The sequence below is a fragment of the Devosia sp. MC1541 genome, from assembly GCF_012847305.1.
GTDB lineage: Bacteria > Pseudomonadota > Alphaproteobacteria > Rhizobiales > Devosiaceae > Devosia.
In genome coordinates this window covers 183,992-206,038 of the sequence record NZ_JABBDZ010000002.1, presented here as the reverse complement: position 1 = coordinate 206,038, position 22,047 = coordinate 183,992, and the positions used below count along the sequence as shown (strand labels likewise).

Annotated in this window: 24 protein-coding genes and 2 tRNA genes; 16 read left to right on the top strand and 10 right to left on the bottom strand. The window is 56.5% G+C overall.

What is annotated here, in order from left to right; genetic code table 11:
- Positions 1-7 precede the first annotated feature (7 nt).
- Together HKD40_RS03730 and HKD40_RS03725 are read left to right on the top strand one after the other, a co-directional pair.
- Positions 8-1,534, top strand: a complete 1,527-nt coding sequence (locus HKD40_RS03730; RefSeq protein ID WP_169194379.1) for a tripartite tricarboxylate transporter permease — start codon at positions 8-10, stop codon at positions 1,532-1,534.
- Positions 1,482-2,174 (top strand): TetR/AcrR family transcriptional regulator, encoded by a 693-nt coding sequence (locus HKD40_RS03725; protein WP_349236786.1) that lies wholly within the window; start codon positions 1,482-1,484, stop codon positions 2,172-2,174. The genes HKD40_RS03730 and HKD40_RS03725 overlap by 53 nt, the downstream gene beginning before the upstream one ends.
- A gap of 53 nt (positions 2,175-2,227) precedes the next feature.
- On the opposite strand, the gene HKD40_RS03720 is transcribed toward HKD40_RS03725, so the two are convergent.
- On the bottom strand, positions 2,228-2,926 hold the full coding sequence (locus tag HKD40_RS03720; protein ID WP_169194377.1) for a PadR family transcriptional regulator: 699 nt from the start codon (positions 2,924-2,926) through the stop codon (positions 2,228-2,230).
- Between the two features lie 139 nt (positions 2,927-3,065).
- On the bottom strand, positions 3,066-4,061 hold the full coding sequence (locus HKD40_RS03715) for a complex I NDUFA9 subunit family protein (protein WP_169194376.1): 996 nt from the start codon (positions 4,059-4,061) through the stop codon (positions 3,066-3,068).
- Positions 4,062-4,370: 309 nt separating this feature from the next.
- Between HKD40_RS03715 and HKD40_RS03710 the strand changes: the two genes are divergently transcribed.
- A tRNA-Leu gene (locus HKD40_RS03710) sits at positions 4,371-4,455 on the top strand.
- Positions 4,456-4,575: 120 nt separating this feature from the next.
- Here the strand turns inward: HKD40_RS03710 and lnt are convergent.
- Entirely contained in the window at positions 4,576-6,192 is a 1,617-nt protein-coding gene (gene lnt / locus HKD40_RS03705; RefSeq protein ID WP_169194375.1) for an apolipoprotein N-acyltransferase, read from the bottom strand.
- 128 nt (positions 6,193-6,320) lie between these two features.
- Here lnt and tsaB point away from each other — a divergent pair, with 128 nt between their 5' ends.
- From tsaB to HKD40_RS03685, 4 genes are read left to right on the top strand one after another with little or no spacing between them, the layout of a single operon-like run.
- Positions 6,321-6,926 carry a tRNA (adenosine(37)-N6)-threonylcarbamoyltransferase complex dimerization subunit type 1 TsaB gene (tsaB, locus tag HKD40_RS03700; RefSeq protein WP_169194374.1) on the top strand — a complete coding sequence of 202 codons (606 nt, stop codon included), beginning with the start codon at positions 6,321-6,323 and terminating at the stop codon, positions 6,924-6,926.
- A complete protein-coding gene (gene rimI / locus HKD40_RS03695; protein ID WP_169194373.1) occupies positions 6,926-7,405 on the top strand; it encodes a ribosomal protein S18-alanine N-acetyltransferase in 480 nt (159 codons plus the stop codon). The genes tsaB and rimI overlap by 1 nt, the downstream gene beginning before the upstream one ends.
- Positions 7,406-7,439: 34 nt before the next feature.
- Complete coding sequence (locus HKD40_RS03690; protein ID WP_169194372.1) at positions 7,440-7,883, top strand: Fur family transcriptional regulator; 444 nt, start codon at positions 7,440-7,442, stop codon at positions 7,881-7,883.
- A gap of 8 nt (positions 7,884-7,891) precedes the next feature.
- Positions 7,892-8,686, top strand: coding sequence for a lysophospholipid acyltransferase family protein (locus HKD40_RS03685; protein ID WP_169194371.1), 795 nt, complete (start codon positions 7,892-7,894; stop codon positions 8,684-8,686).
- On the opposite strand, the gene HKD40_RS03680 is transcribed toward HKD40_RS03685, so the two are convergent.
- The 3 genes from HKD40_RS03680 to HKD40_RS03670 form a co-directional block, all read right to left on the bottom strand.
- Positions 8,658-9,032, bottom strand: coding sequence for a hypothetical protein (locus HKD40_RS03680; protein ID WP_169194370.1), 375 nt, complete (start codon positions 9,030-9,032; stop codon positions 8,658-8,660). The genes HKD40_RS03685 and HKD40_RS03680 overlap by 29 nt on opposite strands.
- A 127-nt stretch (positions 9,033-9,159) precedes the next feature.
- On the bottom strand, positions 9,160-10,467 hold the full coding sequence (gene pncB, locus HKD40_RS03675) for a nicotinate phosphoribosyltransferase (protein ID WP_169194369.1): 1,308 nt from the start codon (positions 10,465-10,467) through the stop codon (positions 9,160-9,162).
- A 90-nt stretch (positions 10,468-10,557) separates the two neighbouring features.
- The gene (locus HKD40_RS03670) at positions 10,558-11,652 is read right to left on the bottom strand and encodes a crosslink repair DNA glycosylase YcaQ family protein (protein ID WP_169194516.1); all 1,095 of its coding nucleotides are present in this window, start codon (positions 11,650-11,652) and stop codon (positions 10,558-10,560) included.
- 311 nt (positions 11,653-11,963) lie between these two features.
- Between HKD40_RS03670 and HKD40_RS03665 the strand changes: the two genes are divergently transcribed.
- Both HKD40_RS03665 and HKD40_RS03660 read left to right on the top strand, forming a co-directional pair.
- Positions 11,964-13,349, top strand: coding sequence for a DUF6538 domain-containing protein (locus HKD40_RS03665; protein WP_169194368.1), 1,386 nt, complete (start codon positions 11,964-11,966; stop codon positions 13,347-13,349).
- Positions 13,350-13,485: 136 nt separating this feature from the next.
- Positions 13,486-14,280 (top strand): ParB/RepB/Spo0J family partition protein, encoded by a 795-nt coding sequence (locus HKD40_RS03660; RefSeq protein WP_169194367.1) that lies wholly within the window; start codon positions 13,486-13,488, stop codon positions 14,278-14,280.
- A gap of 189 nt (positions 14,281-14,469) precedes the next feature.
- Here HKD40_RS03660 and HKD40_RS03655 read toward each other — a convergent pair whose 3' ends face one another.
- On the bottom strand, positions 14,470-15,081 hold the full coding sequence (locus HKD40_RS03655) for a hypothetical protein (RefSeq protein ID WP_169194366.1): 612 nt from the start codon (positions 15,079-15,081) through the stop codon (positions 14,470-14,472).
- A 197-nt stretch (positions 15,082-15,278) separates the two neighbouring features.
- On the opposite strand from HKD40_RS03655, the gene HKD40_RS03650 reads away from it, so the two are divergent.
- Positions 15,279-15,905 carry a recombinase family protein gene (locus HKD40_RS03650; RefSeq protein WP_169194365.1) on the top strand — a complete coding sequence of 209 codons (627 nt, stop codon included), beginning with the start codon at positions 15,279-15,281 and terminating at the stop codon, positions 15,903-15,905.
- 44 nt (positions 15,906-15,949) lie between these two features.
- Here HKD40_RS03650 and HKD40_RS03645 read toward each other — a convergent pair whose 3' ends face one another.
- The 3 genes from HKD40_RS03645 to HKD40_RS03635 form a co-directional block, all read right to left on the bottom strand.
- Positions 15,950-16,279, bottom strand: a complete 330-nt coding sequence (locus HKD40_RS03645) for a hypothetical protein (protein ID WP_169194364.1) — start codon at positions 16,277-16,279, stop codon at positions 15,950-15,952.
- A 247-nt stretch (positions 16,280-16,526) separates the two neighbouring features.
- A tRNA-Ala gene (locus HKD40_RS03640) sits at positions 16,527-16,602 on the bottom strand.
- A gap of 141 nt (positions 16,603-16,743) precedes the next feature.
- Positions 16,744-17,139, bottom strand: a complete 396-nt coding sequence (locus HKD40_RS03635; RefSeq protein WP_169194363.1) for a TIGR02300 family protein — start codon at positions 17,137-17,139, stop codon at positions 16,744-16,746.
- Between the two features lie 213 nt (positions 17,140-17,352).
- On the opposite strand from HKD40_RS03635, the gene cmk reads away from it, so the two are divergent.
- From cmk to HKD40_RS03605, 6 genes are all read left to right on the top strand, one after another.
- Entirely contained in the window at positions 17,353-17,994 is a 642-nt protein-coding gene (cmk, locus tag HKD40_RS03630; protein WP_169194362.1) for a (d)CMP kinase, read from the top strand.
- A 184-nt stretch (positions 17,995-18,178) separates the two neighbouring features.
- Complete coding sequence (rpsA, locus tag HKD40_RS03625; RefSeq protein ID WP_169194361.1) at positions 18,179-19,891, top strand: 30S ribosomal protein S1; 1,713 nt, start codon at positions 18,179-18,181, stop codon at positions 19,889-19,891.
- Between the two features lie 73 nt (positions 19,892-19,964).
- A complete protein-coding gene (locus HKD40_RS03620) occupies positions 19,965-20,474 on the top strand; it encodes a GNAT family N-acetyltransferase (protein WP_169194360.1) in 510 nt (169 codons plus the stop codon).
- 147 nt (positions 20,475-20,621) lie between these two features.
- Positions 20,622-20,903, top strand: coding sequence for an integration host factor subunit beta (locus HKD40_RS03615; RefSeq protein WP_169194359.1), 282 nt, complete (start codon positions 20,622-20,624; stop codon positions 20,901-20,903).
- Between the two features lie 45 nt (positions 20,904-20,948).
- Entirely contained in the window at positions 20,949-21,311 is a 363-nt protein-coding gene (locus HKD40_RS03610; RefSeq protein ID WP_169194358.1) for a lipopolysaccharide assembly protein LapA domain-containing protein, read from the top strand.
- 57 nt (positions 21,312-21,368) lie between these two features.
- A complete protein-coding gene (locus tag HKD40_RS03605) occupies positions 21,369-22,019 on the top strand; it encodes a phosphoribosylanthranilate isomerase (RefSeq protein ID WP_169194357.1) in 651 nt (216 codons plus the stop codon).
- The last annotated feature ends 28 nt before the right edge of the window (positions 22,020-22,047 follow it).

Here is a 22,047-nt window from a genome sequence, read left to right as displayed (position 1 = left end):
GGCTTCCATGTTTGACGGACTTATTCTCCTCGGCCAGGGCGTGGCGCATTTCATAACCCCCTCCGGCCTTTTCAATGTGGCGTGGGCAACACTGCTCGGTCTGACCATCGGTATTTTGCCCGGCCTTACGGCCACCATGGGCGTCGCGCTCTTGGTGACGCTCACCTATAAAATGGCGCCAGACCAGGCCATTCTCACCCTGATGTGCGTCTATTTGGGCGCCATTTATGGGGGCAGCCGCACTGCCATTTTGCTCAATATTCCCGGCACACCGGCCAATGCGGCGGCGACGCTCGATGGTCACCCGCTCGCCAAGCAGGGCAAGGCAGGTCTTGCCATGGGTCTTGCGACGACCTCCTCAACTTTGGGAACCTTGGTCGGCATTTTCTTTCTCGCCATTATTGCTCCCGTGCTTTCCGAAGCGGCGCTGAAATTTGGCTCGTATGAGTTTTTCTGGCTCGCACTATTCGGCGTGGTTGTATCGGGTCAGATGACGGGCTCTGATACGCCGCTCAAGGGCTACATCGCCGGGATCATTGGCCTGTTGGTGGCCATGATCGGCATGGAAACGCTGCATGCGCATCAGCGCTTTACCTTTGGCATACCGGCGCTTGGTGGCGGCATTGATTTGATCCCGGCCATGGTTGGCGCATTTGGCTTGGCCGAAATTCTCTCCACCATGAAGCGCACGGCCATCGCCAATATCGCCCCGGTGAATGATCGTGTCGTGCCGACCTTTCGCGAGATTTTCCAATATTGGAAAACCATTATTCGCTCCGGCATCATTGGCACCTTTGTTGGTATCATCCCGGGTGTCGGTGAGGACGTTGGCGCCTGGAGTTCCTATGCAGCGGCCAAAAAGCTGTCCAAGAACCCCGAAGAGTTCGGCAAGGGCAGCCAAGAAGGGCTGATCGCGGCAGAAACCGGCGATAATGCCGTGGTATCGGCCTCGATGATCCCGACACTTACTCTGGCCCTGCCCGGCTCTGCCGCTGCCGCCGTGCTCATCGCGGCGATGATGATCCACGGCATCCGCCCTGGCCCCATGCTGATGATCGAGAATGCGCCCTTCCTCTATCAGGTCGTGGGCATGCTGCTGTTGGCAACGCTCGCCAATCTGATCTTCGGCCTGTCGCTGACAAAGGTCTTCATTAAGGTCCTTTCGGTCCCACGCGAACGGCTCATGGCGGTCATCTATGTGCTCTGCGTTATTGGCTCTTTTGCCATCACTCAGCGCATGTTCGACGTCTACGTCATGTTGGTCTTTGGCATTGTCGGCTTCTTCCTTCGGGAGATGAAGTACCCAATGGCGCCACTGGTTTTGGGCATCGTGCTCGGCGATCTCTTAGACCTGAACCTGCGCCGCGGCTTGGCGCTTACCAATGGCGACCCAACGCCCTTCTTTACCCGGCCGATCAGCGCTGTTATTTGCCTGATCATTGTCTTCACCATTCTGATGTCCATTCCGGCGGTAAATCGACGTGTCCGATCCCTCTTCGCCCGCAATCGTGGAGCTGTCCCAGCCAAAAGCTGAGACGTCAAAACGCCCAAGGAATTCGGTAAAGACCAAAGCCTCCATTCTGGCAGCAGCCAGAGTGGAGTTTGCCGATCGGGGCTTTGAGGGCGCGCGCGTCGATGCCATCGCCGAGCGTGCTGAGGCCAATAAGCGGCTGCTCTATCATTATTTCGGCAATAAAGAGGAGCTCTACCGGGCCGTCCTCTTGGAAGCCTATACCGAGATCCGCGCGGGTGAGCGGGCGCTGTCCTTGGGGCGCTATGATCCGGTGGAAGCTATGGACCGCCTTGTGCGGTTCACCTTCCGTCACTTTCTGGCGAACCCATGGTTTCCGCGCCTCTTGGGCACGGAAAACATCGAGAACGCGCGTTTTCTCAAGACCCTGCCCGATATCAAGGCGCTGCATTCGCCGCTGGTCGGGCAAATCGCCGAGATTATCGAGCGTGGAGCCGAAGCGGGACTGTTCCGCCGCGATGTCGATCCGGTGCAGCTTTATATTTCCGTGGCTGCGCTCGGCTTTTTCTATGTGTCGAACACGGCCACCCTATCGGTGATCTTTGAACGCGATCTCTCAAGCGTTGCTATGGTCCAGGAGCGCGAGGCGCACGCCGTGCAAATGGTTCTCGACTTTTTGAAAACCAAATCGCGGCACGGCTAAAAAGCAAAAAAGGGCAGAGGTTTCCCCCTGCCCTTGCTCATTCCGTTCAGCCCCTAAAGGTCGACGTCATCGTCCTGACCGAGCGCTTCAATATCGGCTGCGGCGCGACGCAAAATCTCAGCGGCGCGTAACTGCACTTCGTCCGAACCAGTGCGGGCCTTTTTAATCGCCTGCTTAACCGATTTGCGCGCCGCATCCAGTTCCGGCACCACGTCATGCATAGGCCGGTCGTCTGGCGCCCAAGCGGGGTGTGACGGCGTTGCTTCCGGCTCCCCTTTGCCACCAAAAGGCCAATCGGCTGCAACGAAATCGCGGAACTTGTTCACCTGCTCGCCCGTCCGCGCCAGAAACTCTAGCGTGGCGGCTACTGCCTCGCGATTGTCTTCCAAATGCGCGCGGCCTTCGTCGGTAATTGCATAAAGCTTCTTATTGCCGTCAACGCTCGAGGTCGCGAAGCCCGCCTCCTCAAGATAGGTCAGCGCCGGGTACACAATGCCGGGGCTCGGCGAATAGACGCCATTGGACGCTTCTTCTACGGCTTTGATCAGATCATAACCGTGGCGCGGCTGCTGCTCGATGAAAAAGAGCGCCACGAGGCGTAAGTCACCCGAGGCCAGCATTTTGCCGACGCGGGCCTTGCCACCCCATTCGCCGAAATCGACGCCAGCAGCACGCTGCATACGGCCCCAGCTGCGACGCGCCAATTGGTCTACTGTGCTCCAGTCAAAATCACGAAAATCGCGAGATGCCATGATATGTCTCCAAGATATATCTTAACGCCCTTGAGCAAGAGATTGTCCCTGCAAGATCGGTTTCAAGATATATCGCGGAAACAAAAAGGCGCTCCGAGCCTATGAGCTTGAAGCGCCTTCAAAAAATATTTTGCGATAGTTAGGTGGCAAGACCTGTATTGGGGCCGCGATCGGCTCGGTCGAACTCGCCATTACGGCGGAAGCGCCACATATAGGTCGGTAGCACCTCGCCCATGCTAGTGGGAGCAATGCCAAATGCCGCGAGGGTGCGCTTGTCTCTGATAGCTTCGTCCGAAACCACATTATCGACCCCGAGCAAGTCGACCTGGTCGCTGGTCACCACTGGCTTGAAGGGCAGAATACCCAAGAGGTTCGCGCCAAGTTTGGCGAGACCAGCTGGGAATGGCACCAGCGGACGGTTGCGGCCAGCTTCGGCGAGAATGCGTTCCATAAGAACCTTGTGGCTTTCAACGTCTGGGCCACCCAGCTCGTAAATCTTGCCAGTCTTCACCTCGCCCTTCGCGGCCTTGGCAATGGCTTCCGCCACGTCGCCAACGAATACGGGCTGGAACTTCGTATTGCCAGCAATCAGTGGCATGATCGGCATAATGCGCGACAGCGTACCCATGAGGTTAAAGAAGCCATCGCCAACGCCGAAGATCAGCGAGGGGCGCAAAATGATGGCCTGCGGATAAGCCGCCAGCACAGCTTCATCACCAGCAAGCTTGCTGGCTGCATATTTTGATACCGACGCAGCCTTATCAACGCCGAGCGCCGAGAGATGGACGAGAGTTGAAACCCCGGCGGCCTTGGCGGCGCGAGCGACAGTTGCTGCGCCCGTGGTGTGCACGGCGTCAAAATTCTGTTTGCCGCTCTGGTGACCGATGCCGACCAGATTGATCACAATATCGGCGCCGGCGATGGCGCGCTGGACGGATGCTTCATTGCGCAGATTGGCTTGGATCGGCACGATCTGACCAACAGAACCCGGAGTGCGCACAACACCTGCTAGGTCAGGACGACGAACAGCAACGCGGATACGGAATCCTTCGCGTGCCAACACCTGCACCAGATGGGTCCCGACAAATCCCGATCCACCAAAAATCGTGACGAGCTTCTGGGCATTGCGAGTCATAGACGGCACTCCTGCGACAAGTTGACCGGTTTTAGCCAAGCCCGGTCCGCCTGTCGAGTGTTTCGGCCCGCTTTGATGGCCGATTGTTTGCGTCCGATGGTGCTTTAGGCGCGCAGTTTTCCACTCAGCGCAGATTTTTTCAAATCCGATATTCAGCCCAGTTTTCAAGGGCCTTCGCTGTGGAAGAAATCGGGATAAGGGTTTGTATGGGTGCAAAGTTTTAGGCTGGCCCGCAAAGCGCGTTGACTTCGGAAACACCCTAATCTAGATAGTCACTCGTTGCCGCAGCACTGCTGCAAAAGCGACACTGCCCAGATGGCGGAATTGGTAGACGCGCACGGTTCAGGTCCGTGTACCGCAAGGTGTGGAAGTTCGAGTCTTCTTCTGGGCACCAATCCTTCTCGAAAACCCGTGTATCCCTCGTGGATGCGCGGGTTTCGTGCTTTAGGGCACTGAGGTTTCTCCGCTTGGTACAAAACTCTGGTACAAAGCGCGGGTTTTTACCCTTCTAGGGTCAGATCAGGCGCTGGCGTCTGATCCGGGCGTGGGCGACAAAGCCGGCCAAGATGCTTCCCAAAACCGCGAGTAAGAACGGCCAGTGGCGCAGCTGTGCGAATAGCGTGCTGTCTAGCCGCTCATGGGGACGGACATCGAGAGCGCCCATTTCACCCGGCGGGAGTTGTGCCGTGATGCGACCCAGTGGGTCGGTGGCATAGGTGAGGCCGGTATTGGCGACACGAATGAGGCTCATACCTTCTTCGACGGCGCGAATTCGGGCGTGGTGCGCGTGCTGGCTGGGGCCGTAGGACGCATCGAACCAAGCGTCATTGGTGACATTGAGCAGGAAGCCTGCATTGGCGGTTTCGCCAAGATCGCCGGAAAACAAAATTTCGTAACAAATCAGCACCAGAGCGTTGATGCCCCCGGGCAGGGTCATCAAGCGGCGCTTGGCGTCGCCTGCGGCCCAACCATCCGATCCGGGCACGAATTGCTGCATGCCAATTTTGGCAAGGAGCTCGTCAAACGGCAGGTATTCACCAAAGGGGACGAGATGGGATTTGTCGTAGCTCGAGACGATCTCGCCTTCGGTGTCGACAACGATCACTGAATTGTATGGCTTGCCTGAGGCGTCCACTGCATCCAGCGCATAGGGACGACGTGGCGCGCCGGTGATGAGGCTGGCTTGCGGGGGCAGGAGACGTGCGATCCGGGTGAGGGCCTCTGGATAGGCTTCGAGATAGAAAGGGAGACTCGATTCTGGCCAAACGAGATGGGTGATATCGGCTAGACCCTGATCGATCGGGTCCATGCGCATTTCCGACAACATGGTGAGGCGGTCGATGAGTGCGACTGGGTCGACATTGCCAAAATCGCTGTGCTCATAAACCAGTGGCTGCACGAGGCGCATATGCATGTCGGTGCGCTCGGTGACCGGTGTGGTGTTGAGCCGGTTCCAGCCATAGCCAAGCATGGAGGCGACGACAAAGATGGCGCCAACGAAGGGCGCCAATCGCCGGGACCAATTGCGATCATCTGCCGGCCAAATCAGGGCAGGGGTCGCGGCAATCAACGGCGCGATAAAGCTTAGGCCATAAACGCCGACCAATGAGCTGGCCTGCATCAATTCTTCAGTTGCGGTGAGACTGTAGCCGAGCAGATCAAACGGGAAGCCGGTGAGCACATGGCCGCGAGCAAATTCTGCCGCGGCAAGCCAGCCAGCAAGAGTGAAAATACGCGTGCCCCCGTGACTCCAGCTCATATGAGCAAAGGCACTGGCCAGGCCCCAGAAGAGAGCGATCAGCGCTGAGAGCGCCAGGATGGCAAAAGGCATGGCTGCAACAAACCACCCCCCATCGACGAAAAACGCCGCGCCCAGCCAATGAAAGCTAACGAGGAAATAACCAAGGCCGAAAGCAAAGCCGATGAAGAAGGCGGGGCCGAAAAGGCGCTTAAGCCCTTTGCCGCGTTCCGCACCATCGAGAGCCCAGATCCAAATGGGCATGGCGACGAACAGCGCTGGCAGAAGGAAAAAGGGAGCGACAGAAAGCCCTGCAACAAGGCCTGCCAGCAGCAGGATCAGGAACCGGCGCCATCCCTGGCTCAGCATCGTCGTTTCAGCGAGCCATGTCATATCGAGATACGCAGCGAATCAATGGGCATAAAGGCAAGGTGGTCGCAGTGGGGTGAGGCGTCAAGGCGGTGGACTCAAGCCATTTTGAGCGATAGTGCCTGTTAGAACCCGTCTTGGGAGATCCTCGCTTGCCCGCAATTACCCTTGCTATCGACACAGCTGCTCCGCGCCTTCAGTTGGGCCTGCTCTTGGCAGACGGTACCAGCGATTTCATCGTTGATGACATCGCCAAAGGGCACGCGGAAATTCTCTTCGCGCGTCTCGACACTTTGCTGTCGCGGAACAACGTCTCCAACGCTGATATTGAGCGCATCGCAGTCACCACTGGCCCGGGCTCGTTCACCGGTCTGCGCATCGGTCTTTCCGCAGCGCGCGGCCTCGGTGTCGCCCGCAAAATACCCGTGCTGGGCATTCCAAGCTTGCAAGCGCTTTCGCTGACCGTGGCGAGCGGTCCGGTGGTAATTTTCTTGGATGCCCGCCGCGACGAAGCCTATTTTCAGACGTTCTCGGCCCCCGGCGTTCCGAAAACTGCCGCGCGGCTGCTGCCGCTTGAAGAGGCGCGCGCTGCTATTTCCCATGAGGCGACCTTGGTCGATAGTCCCTTTGTCGACATCGTCGCCATGGCTCGTTTTGCTGCCGAGCAAGATGTCGCTGACTATCCGCCACATGCGAGCTATGTGCGGGATGCCGATGCCAAGCCGCAAAACGCGTCTCGCATTCCAAGGCGCGTCTGATGGATAAGCTGTGGTTGGCCCCGCAAGGGCTGCATGTCGAACCGGCAGAGCCTTCTGATGCGGCCGCCTTGGCGAAAATCCATGCTGGATCATTTTATCGCGGCTGGTCGAGCGAAGAGTTTTCCAATTTTATCGCCGACAAGGCGACACCAACCTATGTGGCTTGTGATGCAAAGCGCCGCATTGCCGGCTTTGCGGTTATTCGCACTGTGCTCGACGAGGCCGAGCTTCTCACCATCGCGGTTGATAAAAAGTGGCGCAACAAGCGCTTAGGACGTGCGCTGCTCGATGCGGTGTTTGCTGATCTGCTGATGAGCCCAGTGACCACCATGTTTCTGGAAGTCGACGAGCAGAACACCCCCGCGATCCGCCTCTACGAACATCACGGCTTTAAGGCCGTGTCGAAGCGGAAGGGGTATTATCCACGCCCCGATGGCTCGGCAGCCACCGCGCTTGTCATGACGCGCGATCTTGGTTAACCCGGTTGTTTAGAGTGCGCGCGGGAGCGGAAACATGACCAAACTCACATCTGATCCCACCCTCGAGGAAGCATGTGTTGCTAAAGGCATGCGCATGACGGATCAGCGGCGCGTAATCGCTGCGGTGATCGAAGAGAGCACCGACCATCCCGACGTGGAAGAGCTTTACCGTCGCGCCTCGGCGATTGACGGACGCATTTCGCTGTCGACGGTCTACCGCACCGTTAATCTGTTTGAAGAAGCTGGCTTGGTTACCAAGCATGATTTCAAGGACGGTCGCGCCCGTTTTGAGCTCATCCCTGATGAGCACCATGATCATCTGATCGACATTCGCACTGGCATGGTCATCGAGTTCCGAAATGAGGAAATCGAGGCTATCCAAGAAGTTATCGCAAAGCGCCTTGGCTATAAGCTCGTCGACCATCGGCTTGAGCTCTACGCCGTCCCTCTAAACGCCCCCAAGACTAAGCAGGACTAACGCGTCTCATGATTTTCAGGACTATCTTTTTCCTGTTCATCCTTGTCCCCTACATCATCATCGCCTTGCCGATCCAATGGGTGATCGTCAAGCTGGATATGAAGTGTTGGCAGTATGTCCCGCGGGGCTTCCATAAGCTCAGCTGTATTCTGCTCGGCCTGCGCGTCCGCGCTATTGGCACGCCGTCCGAAGGTCGGCCCACGCTCATGGTGTCAAACCACATTGCTTGGACCGACATTATCGCTATCGGCTCACAAGCGCCGGTGACATTCGTTGCCAAGCGCGAAGTTGGTGACTGGCCGATCGTCAAGCAGCTCGCCTATCTGCAGCGCACGATTTACGCTGACCGCAATCGACGCACGGAAACCGGACGCACCGCAGAAGCAATGGGCAAGCACATTGCCGACGGTCATTCTGTCGTGTTGTTCGCCGAAGGCCAATCGGACATTGGCACCCACGTGTTGCCGTTCCGCTCGGCCTTGGTTGGCGCCGCTCAGATGGCGATAGCTGGAGCTGGGGCGAAGGACGTCGTGCTGCAGCCCGTGACGATTGCCTATACCAAGCTGCAGGGCCTCCCCATCAGCCGCAATGAGCGTTCGCTGATCTCGTGGTCGAAATCCAATTCCCTTGGTCAGAACCTACGCGAAATCTTTGGCGGCTCGATCAAGGACATTACAGTAGCCTTTGGCACGCCCATGCCGCTGACGGCGACCACTGATCGCAAGCTGGTCACAAAAGCCGCCGAAGACGTCGTTCGGGCCAATCTGGTGGCGCTCAATCGCGGTGGTGAAGTCCGCGTTTAGCCGTCTCAGTCCGGCCATAGAAAACATTTTGGGCGCGCTCATCATTTGAAGCCGTCGGCGTATCTGCTGGAAATACGTTGCCAGATAGCGGCTCCTGGCTGGAGGAGAGGCGCGATTTAAGCCGTCCGATGATGTCGGCCGCCTTCACCATTAGGGACAACTCAATATCGTCCTCAGGCGTGCCTTCAACTGCGTCTATCCAGACCGGTACAAAAATTTCATGCTCGATAAGACGTCCGCCGATAGTCTCGGCAAGAACTGCGCGCACTTTACCCGTGATCCTATTTTGCAGACGAGGATGGCTGTGGCGCTCTGACAGCGCAATGTCGATCAGCTCTAAGGTCATGAATTCCTACGGCTCTTTGCGAGCTCGTGACCAAATTGGCCCGGTTAAGTTCATAACTCCTTAACGACACAAGTGTGGCTTTAGTTCTCCCCAGTTGGGAATTTTTGGTCACAGTTTTGTTAGCTGGTTAAACGACGACAGCCTTCTCGACGCGTCCAGATTCTCCGAACACTCGTAGGTATCTTTCAATCTGAGATTTTTCGCCGGTGGCCTTCGCAGGATTGTCTGAGAGTTTAACGGCCGGTCGGCCATTTGCCTCACTCACCTTGGCAACCAGTGAGATGGGTTTGAGTGCCCTTTGCGGCACGGGAGAGCATCCCTCAAAGTCGTTTGTGAGGTTGGTGCCCCAGCCAAAGCTCATGCGCACCTTGCCCTCAAAGTGCAAATAGGCTTCCTCGATCATGTCGACGTCGAGCCCATCCGAAAAGATCAGGAGCTTTTCTTTCGGGTCCCGGCCACGCGATTTCCAGAAATCGATAATCTTTTCGCCGCCCTCAATGGCAGGGGCGCTATCGGGGCGGAAACCAGTCCAATCGGCGACCCAATCCGGCGCATCGCGGAGGAATGCGTCTGTGCCAAAGGCATCTGGCAGGACGATGAGGAGATTGCCCCCATAATAGCTCTTCCAGTCCTGTAGGACGCGATAGGGCGCTTCGCGCAATTCCTCGTCGGAACGCGCAAGGGCCGCAAGCACCATGGGCAGCTCATGGGCGTTGGTCCCGAGCGCTTCGAGGTCGGTATCCATCGCCAGCTTTACGTTGGACGTGCCGGTAAAATTATCGCCAATCCCTTCCTTGAGCGCTTCAACGCACCAGCGCTGCCAAAGGAATGAGTGCCGACGACGCGTGCCGAAATCTGAAATTTTGAGGTCGGGCAGTTTCTTGAGCCGCTCGACCTTGTCCCACATTTTAGCTTTCGCACGGGCATAGAGCACGTCGAGCTCAAAGGGACCGAATTCCTTCATGGCGGCGCGGGAGCGCAATTCATTGATGATCGCGAGGGCCGGAATTTCCCACATAGTGGTTTCAACCCACGGGCCGGGGAATTCCAAAATGAACTGGCCATCGCGCTTTTCGAGGCGATACTCGGGAAGCTGGAAGTTTTCGAGCCAGCGCAAAAAGCCTGGCTGGAAAATCTGCCGCGAGCCATAAAAGCTGTTACCGGCCAGCCAGATCATTTCTTTTTTCGAAAGGCGCAGCGTGCGGCAGTGGTCAAGCTGGGCACGCAATTCGTCAATGTCGATCTCTTCCGCCAGCTTAACGCTATTGGTCCGATTGATCAGGGAGAAGGTGGCTTCGACCTTGGGATACAGCCCCCAGATCATCTGCATCATCAACAGCTTATAGAAGTCCGTATCCAGCAGACTGCGCACGATCGGATCGAGCTTCCACGTGTGGTTATAAACACGACGGGCAATATCGGTATAAGTCGCCAAAAGCAGCCTCCCAAGATCGGCGGCAGTTTGTACCGTTTTGTCTTCGCAATGGAAAGTCGTCAGAGCACGGCTTCGTCAGGTGTACCCGTTTTATCCGCGCAGTTGAAACGATTCAAACCGGCCCAATTCTGCATCGATCGCCGCTTTGCTCTCGGCTGCTGGCGTTTCACGCCAAACGAAATTCTGCACGTTTAGCGTTTTAGCGTTGCGGTCGGTTTTGAGGTCGACCACGGCGGCAACGCGGTCTCCGATCAAAACGGGTAGAGCGAAATAGCCGTATTTGCGTTTTGCTGCTGGCACATAGGCCTCAAACACATGGCTATAATCAAAGACCATCTCGAGGCGTTTGCGCAGAATGATCAGCGGATCAAAGGGCGATAAGATATGCACGAGCTCTGGGTCGATGGGGTGGTCTGTTTCGAGCGTCTCAGGCTTTGCCCAATGCGCGATTTTTTCTGCGCCTTCCAGCGCTACAGCCACCAATTGCTTGCGTTTGACGCGTGCTTCGATCGCCTCGCTGACCGCCTTCTTCATGCCCGCGTTGAGATGACAGACGGAGGCGAGTGAGACGAAACCCTGCGCTTGCAAGGCGCGGTCGAGGAGATAATTGGCCGTTTGTTGCTCAGTTGCGCGTCTTGGCGGTGTTTGCCACTCAAAATGCCGCTGGGTCAGCTCATAGGTTTTGAGCATGCCAGCGCGTTCTGAAATGGTCACGAGCCCTTGGAAGAACATCAACTGAAGCACGCGTTTAGACGGCTTTTTGCTACCCCAAGCATGGGTCTTCTCGACGAGGACATCATCCTCAATGTCTCGGATCGAGAGGGGGCCTTCGTTGAGGAGGCGCTGGGTCATGGCTTTGACTTCAGCGGTGGTGACAGACCCGAACCAGGTCGACGGGGTATCGCGAAACTTTTGCATTGCCGCGCCGAAGAACCGAAAATCAGCACTGGGCACATAGCTCAACGCATGGGTCCAATATTCAAATATGCTTTTGCTCTGGCTTTGGAGCTGCGCGAGGTCCGCTCGTGAATAGTCTGGTATGCGCGAAAATAGAATGTGGTGGTGGCAGCGTTCGATCACATTGATCGTGTCGATTTGCACATATCCCAACTGCTCGATTGCCGCTTGTGCTGCGGCGGGCCCAGCCCCAAATGGCGCGCGCTCATCGAGCCTTTGCGCTGCCATCCAAATGGCGCGGGCGTGACTGCGTGGGATGACGCGTTTTGTTTCGATTGCCACAACTGTCTCCCGAGGACCGCAACTAGAGCGCGTTCATGGTTTGATCTTATATCGCGGAGGGTTGCAGTCAACCAAGAGGCGAACGCGAGAGAGCGGTTGCGCAACATACGATCAAAAAATTTTGGAGAAGAAGGATGGTGGAGCCTAGCGGGGCCGAACCATGCGGGAAAATTTACGAAACTTCTCAATAAGTTATTGATCTTGCTACATTCCTGAGGCAGGGAGTGGGGGCGCATTTGGGGGCGCAGTAGGATCATATGGCACTTTCTCGGAACGCTGATCGCAAGTTTCTTGAGCTTCACGGCAACAAATGGCGGGTCGTGGTTCCTGTCCCGAGGAAGGCTCAAGCTGCCATTGGGAAGACTAAGCTTCGGCAGTCGCTTCCGACCGATAGTTTGGCCGAGGCAAACAGGTTGAAGTGGCCAGTTGTTGCCAAGCTCCAGCGTCAGATAGATCGGGCCTTGAGGCCTGATGATCACTTGGGACAGGCCTTGCACCTTGCTCAGCAGCGTAGGGATGCCGTGGCTGCCACTGGAGACGCGGAGCCTGAGGAAAACCAGATTGATGACTACATCGAGGAAATCCAAGGACCTGTCCTCGCGGAGGATGAATTCGGTGAGCCGATTTATGATCCGCAACGCGAGGCAGCAGCGCACCGCTTCGCGGATATCGCCTATAGTCGCGCTACGCCATTAAGTGCGTCCCGTGAGAAGTATGAGGCGCAGCTCACGGTTGCTCCGCGGACAAGGGCGGATGACGTCAGGGCTTTTGCTTATCTTCTTGAATGGTGTGACCGCGAAGGCATCCCGGCTTTTCGCGAGACTTTCGGGCGGCGAGAGGCTGTGCGTTTTCACGACGACTTCGCTACGTCTGGCGAAAGGCATCCTGTCACTTTGAACAAGTACATGCGCCGCCTTTCCACCTTCTGGAAGTGGATGGTTCGTAGAGGAGAGGTGCAGTCCAATATCTGGCAGACGCTCACCTATGCCGTTCCGCATGAGACCGACGAAACCGAGGAAAGGCCTTTTAGCGACACAGAGCTGAAGGCGTTGCTGAGGGGACCGGCGGTGCAACACATGCATGACCTTATGCGCCTAGCGGCGCTCACGGGCGCTCGTTTGGAGGTGTTGGTCAGTCTGAAAGTGGGTGATTGCCATGACGGCTCGATCCGCTTCAAGGCGGCTAAGAAAGAAAAAAGAGCCCGCCTCGTTCCAATCCATCCTGATCTTGAAGCAATCATTTTGCGGCGGACTGAAGGGAGGCAGGATGAGGACGACTTGTTCCCCGAGTGGCCGCCAGTTGTTAAGAAGGGGTCTTTGCGCGAACGATCGTTCAAAGCCTCTCAGCACTTTACAACCTACAGGCGGTCCGTGGGCGTCACTGATCCCGTGGAAGGCAAGCGCCGCGACCGCGTCAACTTTCACTCCTTCCGCCGATGGTTCATCACCAAGGCTGAGCAGGCCGATCAACCGGAGAGCACAATCGCAACGGTAGTTGGGCACAAGCGCGAAGGAATGACCTTCGGTGTTTATTCTTCTGGGCCGAAATTAGAGCAAGCAAAACGGTGTGTCGAAGCGGTCTTGTTGCCAGAAGCCTCTGATATTGCCGTGTTGCCGTTTAAAAAGCCTCACGATCAGCGATAATCAATTATGTCCCCATATATGAGAAGGAAGCGCTTTTTTCTCATGTCTGGTCTGCGGTTTCTATAAGGTTGTTCCGTCGTTGGTTCTAGTTGTTGATTTTGATAGCCTGAATTCTGGGCTTCGGCATTATGAGGCTTTGGCTGATCTGGCCTCGGGTGAGGGCGGGCCGCACGTGGAAGAGCTTCGCCTCGATCAGTTATCGCTCTGCCCTGCCGTCTTCCAACCTCGGAATACGATAGCGATCTCTTATGATAGCGAGAAGCACGTCCGCGAGCTCATGAGGGCGATCAAGGAGGTGAAATCCCTCGAGCCCATCGTTGTTTGGTGGGGTGGTGATGGTTGGGTCGTGATCGACGGGCATCACCGGGTGGCCGCATATGATCGCTTGGAGCGCAGCAAGCCTATCCCGGTGGTGGTCTTCGAGGGAACGCCTCAGGATGCTTTGCTCGAGAGCATACGCCTCAATGGCCAGAATAAGCTGCCGATGACTACGCAGGAGAAGGCTAACGCGGCCTTGAGGCTCTGCCTGCTCACCAGCAAGTCCAAGGCGGATATCGTCAAGGCCACGGGCACATCTTCAGGTACAGTCGCAGAGATGCGCAGGGTGATCTCAGAGCTGAAAGGCCAAGGGCTTACGGTGGAGGAGATGTCCACCTTCACGTGGAAAAGCCTCAGAGAGCGCCTCAGTGGGCCGCGAGAAGCTTCTGGGGATTTCTCCGAGTACACTGAGAGGCGAGCCGCTGAGATCAAGGCAGGGCTCTTGGACTTGCTCCACAAGAACCCGCTCAATGACGCTGATGCCTTGGCTTTGGCAATCTCGGAGGTGTCGTATGAGTTCGCTCGAAGGCTCATGAATAGCGAGCACTGGCCTATCCCGTGGAGTGAGCCAGAGGATGACGATGAGGATGAACTCGCTGAGGTGGCCTACTGACCTCCTCTAGGAGCCACGGGGTGCACACTAAGGTATGTGCAAATTGTACAGGTTAAGCCTCCGTCCTGACCCTGGCTCATTTTCTCTGAAAAGTTTGTGAGCTCATTCAATAGGTAGGCTCATGTGAGTTTCCCCCGGTGTGGGGTGGTCTGGTGTTGGAGGCCGCGTGGGCCTTCATTGCTGGCGAAGCTAGAACTTCTCGAACCAAGGTCCGTGCCCTGACGCCATCTCATCCATCAGTAAGTATACGGAACGCATGGCTTTTATGTGCTCAGGTGTGCCGATAGTTTCGATTGGGCGCTTCGTATTGCTGAAACCATTTATTACCCGGAGTAGGAGCGCGAAGGTCAGGTAGATATTCTCGAAGGTCTGCAGGTCACCAGATAACGACGCTTCGGGTCGCTTGCGTATTTCACCATACCAAGAGCGATTTCGATGGAAGCTCGCGGCACCCCACTCTCGGAATGCAGCGCCATGCGCTATGCTGTGTCGAAACTCGAAAGCGGTACGTGCTGTCTTGCACCACAGCTCCGCAAGGTGTTTCGCAGGGCGGTCGGGTAGCTTTGCAACTTCCGCTTCGAACATGCCGATCAAGACACCAATTGGCTGTGCGTCGGTAGTGTGCTTCTCGCCCTTTGGTGAGTGGCCTTGCAGTCTCCAAATCGCGAACTCCAGTCGAAACTCAATATTGGCTGCGAAGACCGTTATCGCGCCAATCTTCTCGGATATTTGGGGGGTTAAGCCGTGCTGACCTTCTAGTAGGTCCGGTCTGATGACTTCAAAATCAGGGTATGAGCTCATGATTTCTTATATCCTGTCCGGGCTTTGATCGTCGCTCGATCTCAGCTTGTAGCACGTACTCTTTGCTGAATTTGAGCATGTCTTTGAGGTACGCCTCTAGCGAACTGGGGTGATTCGTGGTTCGATAAATCAATTTGACAACTCAAAACGAACCATCATTTATGAGACTACTCATAACGAACTGATGGTGCTTGTTGATGTTTGTCCGTGCTTATCTCCGCGCTTCTACCAAAGAGCAGGACGCCAGCCGTGCTCGTGCCGACCTTGAGGCGTTCGCTGAGGCGCGTGGGCTTGTGGTGGTGGCAACCTATCTCGAGAACGAGAGTGGGGCCTCACTGAAGCGCCCTGAGCTCTTCAGGCTACTTGCTGATGCTAAGCCCGGCGATGTTCTGCTTGTTGAGCAGGTGGACCGATTGAGCCGTCTAAACGCAGCTGACTGGGAGCGTTTGCGCTCAGAGATACGAGCTCGTCAAATCCGCGTTGTGGCGCTGGACTTGCCCACTTCGTGGCAGCTTGCGGCGACGCATAGCGATGACTTCACTGCGCGGATGGCGGAGGCCATCAACGGAATGCTGCTGGACATGCTCGCTGCCATTGCGCGGAAGGAATATGAAGACCGCCGTCGGCGTCAGGCTCAGGGCATTGAGAAGGCCAAGGTGAAAGGGAGTTATCGAGGCCGTCCTGAGGATACGCAGAGAAACGAGGCGATCCTTTCGATGCTCCGTTCTGGGCAAAGCTGGAACACCATCATTCGAGCGACGGGTTGCTCTCGCTCCACTCTGTCAAGGCTGGCTAAGAGGGAAGCGATCGCGTCTGCGGAATGAGCATGTCCTCTTCGGGAGCGCCAAGGCGGCTTGCGACGTGAACTTCACTTGTTCGTAGCGTGGCTGGAGCCTGCCATCAGTAGTTCAGCGATGGAGCGGGTGCTGCTATTCCGCGCTCTCTCGGACATCGGTGCGTAGTCGGCAACAACAAAAGTGTCTCCGAGATCGCCTATCTTGCAGAGGTCCTGAAGTATCTGGTCGTTACTCTTGCCTGACTTGATGTGGTAGCAACTCTCTGTCAGTTTCCGTGCAGATTGGGCATCTAGATATTCTTTGATGCCTGGGTAGTTCCTGTGGTTTTTATCTAGGTCGTAGGTGACGAGTACATCTCGTCCGAAGGCGCTATTCCAAAGTGGACCACGAAAGTCTGTCATGTTGACCTCGTCAACTGATTAACGTGCGTTAACTATGCGCGATTCTTCGGTGCGTCGCAACGCACCTTGTTCTCGTTCGGTTCTTCGTGGGGTAAGCTTGAGCTTCAGGCCTAGGCATTCAGGTAGCGGCGTGTGTTCCCACATTTTTTGTGGGGGCGCAGAATGGGGGCGTGATTGGGGGCGCAGGTGTTTTAAGGCCCTTGCTAAGCCTTTGAAATTCCATCGATTTTCGTGATTTCAAGAAGAATGGTGGAGCCTAGCGGGATCGAACCGCTGACCTCTTGCATGCCATGCAAGCGCTCTCCCAGCTGAGCTAAGGCCCCATATTCCTTGGGTCGTTCCGTCCGGGTTACTGTCTGGAACGAGGGGGAAACTAGTGGAAGGTTTTGCTGGGCGCAAGGCCTTAGTTTCACTTTTTTATCTGGCCGGTGGAAAACTCCATCCGGCCAGAAAAGTGTTTGGAATCAGCGCTCTTCGTCGCTGCCAACGTCGAAGCCAAGACCATCGTCTTCGTCTTCGTCTTCTTCAAGGAACACGTCCTCTTCGTCGTCGCCGAGGTCTTCTTCAACCTCTACGTCTTCGACGTCAGGGATGTCGTCACCGGCTTCTTCGGCGTCAGCGTCTTCGAGGCTGACGATTTCTGGACCGGTGTCTTCGATCTCTTCTTCATCGTCCAACTCGTCTTCGTCATCGGCCTTGCGCGCCGTTGCCGGGCCGGCCTTGCCGGTCAGCTGTTCGAAGAACGAACGCGGATAGCTCTTGCCGGTGTAGGGCGAAACGATCGGATCCTGATTGAGGTCGTAGAACTTCTTGCCGGTATCGGGGTCAGTGCGCTTGGTGCCGCGCTCAGAGTTGGCCATTTTCCATGCCTCGAACGAAAAGGGAAAGGACGGGCGCGGCAATAACGCCGCTCGCGCCCAAGTCGGTCAGTTCGGTTAGGGGAGAAGAATTAGGCTGTCAAACGTTAAATGTTTGCGGGCCTATGTGCGGGGCAGTGGGCCGCAGCTCTTGCCGCATCGCCCAGCTCTCGTTATCGCTTTGAGAACAACCAGATGGCTGCCGGAGCTTGGCCCATGATTATCGCTGTTGATGGCCCCGCCGCTTCGGGCAAAGGAACGCTCGCTGTTGGGCTCGCCAAGCATTACCAACTGCCTCATCTCGACACGGGCCTGCTTTACCGTGCTGTCGGACTCGCAATCGCAGACCAGATCGACACCCCCGAAATGGAGGCAGCTGCCATTGCCGCCGCGAAGAATCTAGATGTTGGTCATCTCGGCGATGTGATCGCGCTGACCACGGCAGAGGTCGGCGTGTTCGCGAGTAAAATCGCGGTCATCGGTGCGGTGCGTCAGGCGCTGTTTGATTTTCAGCGTGATTTTGCCCAGCAACCGGGCGGCGCTGTGCTTGATGGGCGCGATATCGGCACCAATATCTGCCCAGATGCCGATGTGAAGCTCTTCATCCAGGCGGACAGCAAGGCGCGTATGGAGCGTCGGGCGCGCCAGCTTGAAGCGCGCGGAGAAAGCGTCGACCGCTATGCTCTCTTCCATCAGATCGAGCAGCGCGACGCCCGGGACATGCAGAATCCCAATGGCGGGTTCTATAAGGCGCAAGACGCGCACTTGCTCGATACGACTCTTCTCGGTATAGAAGCGGCACTTCGCGCTGCCGTTGCGATTGTCGACGAGGCTATGGCGCTCAAGGCAGAGAGATAACTCTCTCTAATTTCCTCCTTGGGCCCGGCACTTCTGGCAATCACCTAAAGCACGGGCCGAACCGGACTAAAGAAATCTCCTGATGTTGGAAGCGGTGCTCCGTGCGCCGGCTTTGGTTTTTCCAAGGCGGACCCGTACCACTCAGGTGAATAACCCCAAACCACCGGCGCTCTGGAGACAGAATTTGGCACAGAACACTGTGACGAAAGACGATTTCGAATCCATGCTGCTCGACTCCTTTGTCGACAACGATGCCGCTGAAGGCACCGTTGTACGCGGCAAAGTCGTCGCCATCGAAAAAGACCTCGCGATCATCGACGTTGGTCTGAAGACCGAAGGCCGCGTGCCGCTGAAGGAATTCGGCGCAGCAGGCCGTGACGGCACCATCACTGTAGGTTCGGAAGTCGAGGTCTATGTTGACCGCGTCGAGAACGCTATGGGTGAAGCCGTTCTTTCGCGCGAAAAGGCTCGCCGCGAAGAGAGCTGGGTCAAGCTCGAAGTTAAGTACACCGCTAACGAGCGCGTTGAAGGCACCATCTTCAACCAGGTTAAGGGTGGCTTCACCGTTGACCTCGAAGGCGCAGTTGCCTTCCTGCCACGTTCGCAGGTCGATATTCGCCCAATCCGCGATATCGCTCCGCTGATGAACGTTCCGCAGCCGTTCCAGATTCTCAAGATGGACAAGCGTCGCGGCAACATCGTTGTCTCGCGTCGTGCAATCCTGGAAGAATCGCGCGCAGAACAGCGTTCGGAAATCGTCCAGCAGCTCGAAGAAGGCCAGGTTGTTGACGGCGTCGTCAAGAACATCACCGATTACGGTGCGTTCGTTGACCTCGGCGGCATCGACGGCCTGCTGCACGTCACCGACATCGCATGGCGTCGTGTTAACCACCCATCTGAAGTGCTCACGATCGGCGAAACCATCAAGGTTCAGATCGTTCGCATCAATCATGAATCCCATCGTATTTCGCTGGGCATGAAGCAGCTTCAGGCGGATCCGTGGGAAGGCATCGAAGCCAAGTACCCAATCAACGCTAAGTTCACTGGCCGCGTGACCAACATCACCGACTATGGTGCTTTCGTTGAACTGGAACCAGGCATTGAAGGTCTGATCCACGTCTCCGAAATGAGCTGGACCAAGAAGAACGTTCACCCAGGCAAGATCGTTTCGACTTCGCAGGAAGTTGACGTGGTTGTGCTCGAGGTCGATGCTGACAAGCGTCGTATCTCGCTCGGTCTCAAGCAGACCCTGCAGAACCCATGGGAAGCGTTTGCTGAAAAGAACCCAGTTGGCTCCACCATCGAAGGTGAAGTCAAGAACAAGACCGAATTCGGTCTGTTCATCGGTCTTGAAGGCGACGTGGACGGCATGGTTCACCTTTCCGACCTCGACTGGCAGAAGTCTGGCGAAGTTGCTCTGGAAGACTACAACCGCGGTGACATGGTTTCGGCCAAGGTCCTCGATGTTGACGTCGAAAAGGAACGCATCTCGCTCGGTATCAAGCAGCTCGCTGCTGACGACCTCGCAGAAACTTCCGCTGCTGGCGGCGAAACCGGCGGTCTGCGCAAGAACGCTGTTGTCACCACCGAAGTCATCGAAGTCAACGAAGGCGGCATCGAAGTCCGTATCGCTGACAGCGAAGTCACCTCCTTCATCCGTCGTGCTGACCTCTCCCGCGATCGTAACGATCAGCGTCCAGAGCGTTTCAGCAAGGGTGAAAAGGTCGACGCACGCGTCACCCAGTACGACCGTAAGTCCGGCCGCATCCAGCTCTCGATCAAGGCGCTCGAAATCGCCGAAGAACGTGAAGCAGTGGCTAACTTCGGTTCGTCCGATTCGGGCGCATCGCTTGGCGACATCCTCGGCGCAGCTCTCAAGGGCCGCGACGACAAGTAAGAGCTTCTGCTCCTATTTGACAAAAATTCGACCCGCGCCATTTGGTGCGGGTCGTTTCTTTTAGAGGAATAAGATGATCCAAATTCGTGATGTCGCGTGGCGTGCCATGACCGGCTATGACATGGATGCGGTGAACGCAATTGCGGGCCGCGTCCATCCTGGATTCTTTGAGGCCCCAGAAGTTCTTGCCGAGAAATTTCAGCTCTATCGAAACGGCTGCTATCTCTTCGAAGTTCAAGAGCGTCCGGCCGGTTACATGCTGTCTCATCCGTGGAAACTTGGCTCTGTGCCGGCGCTGAATGCCCTCCTTGGCCAGCTCCCCGATGATTTGGACACCTATTACATCCATGATCTCGCCCTGTTGCCGCTTGCCCGAGGCGTGGGTGCGGCCGGTAAGATCGTGTCGGCGTTGACAAAACACGCCGTTGCCATGGGTTATCCGTCAATGAGCCTGGTGGCGGTAAATGGCTCGGTGTCGTTCTGGGAGAAGCAAGGTTTTCAAGTTGAAGACCGCCCAGAACTGTCCGAAAAGCTGTCCGCTTATGAAGCTCATGCGGAATTTATGGTCAAACGGATCGCCTGAATTTGGTCGCAAGGCCGTGATTGTGGCGCAAATCTGCCACATATAAAACAGCAGCAAGTAACCTCAACCCATTACTATGCTTGACGGTTTCGTTCTGCTTTGGCAGGTTGGAATACCCCTCCAAATGGGTCTGAACCGGAGCCTTTTATGATCAAGTCTGAACTTGTCGAGAAGCTTGCAGCGGAAAATCCGCATCTGTTCCAGCGCGACATCGAAAACATTGTTAACGCCATCCTCGATGAGATTGGCGATGCAATGGCGCGCGGTGATCGGGTTGAATTACGCGGTTTCGGGGCCTTTTCGGTCAAGAACCGACCAGCGCGTGTTGGCCGCAACCCACGCACGGGTGAACAGGTTGAAGTTGGAGAAAAGTACGTGCCCCAGTTTAAGGCGGGCAAAGAAATTCGCGAGCGTTTGAACCACGAATAAGCTAGACTGCGATCAAGAACGGGGCCTTCGCCCCACGGAATATGCATGGTCAACAAGATCGTCGGCTGGCTGGTTCTGGTGCCCCTCTGCGGGCTCTTGATCGCTTTCGCCCTAGCTAATCGGCAGCTGGTTGCTGTCAATCTCAATCCTTTTGGCGCTCCCGCGCAGGCGGGCGCGTCGGGCTATGGCGTGCCTTTGTTCGTCATTCTCTATGTTGTGCTTCTGGTCGGAGTCCTGCTTGGAGGCGTGGCGAGTTGGTTTGCGCAAGGGCACCATCGCCGCCGCGAGCGCCATTGGCGCCGTGAAGCCACTCAGTTGAGCCAGGAGTTGGAAACGCTGCGCCGCCGCACCGGCACGAGCGCGGTTTCTGCCGCCAACGAGGTAGATGATTTGCTTGAGCTGCGGTGATGGACGGCGCAGTTCGGCAATTCCGATACATCCCGTCCCGTTGAGCCCGACCATATTATGGCCGATAATCAGACAATCAAAATTTGTGGCATCAAGACGGAAGACTTGTTGGACGCGGCAATAGACGCCGGGGCCGATATGGTCGGTTTCGTCCATTTTTTGCGTTCGCCGCGCCATGTGACCATTGAGCAATTGGGCAATTTAATCTCTGCCGCCCGCGGACGCGTAGAGAGCTGTGTTTTGCTGGTTAACCCAGATAATTCCTGCGTCGCCGAAGTCGCTGCTCTCGGTCCTGATTGGATCCAGTTGCACGGTCCCGAGAGCCCGGCGCGGGTCTCCGCCATTCGCCATTTGGCAGGCGTCGAGATCATGAAGGCCCTGCCCATCGGTTCGGCTGAAGACGTTGCCCAGATTGCGCTGTTTAACGACGTCGCCGACCGTGTATTGGTTGACGCCAAACCACCCAAGGGCGCTGATCGGCCCGGAGGGCTGGGCCACGTGTTTGATTGGTCGCTTTTAGCGGGCATTGATCCCAATATTCCATTGATGCTCTCTGGCGGGCTGACTGCGGACAATGTCGCTGAGGCGATCAAAACGGTCCGGCCGAGCTTTGGCATCGACGTTTCCTCTGGCGTGGAAAGCGCACCCGGCGTCAAGCAAAAGCATCTGATGGAAGCCTTTGTCCGCGCCGCGCGCGCCGCGATGTGAACCTGTCGTTTAAGGCCTGCTCCGAAGA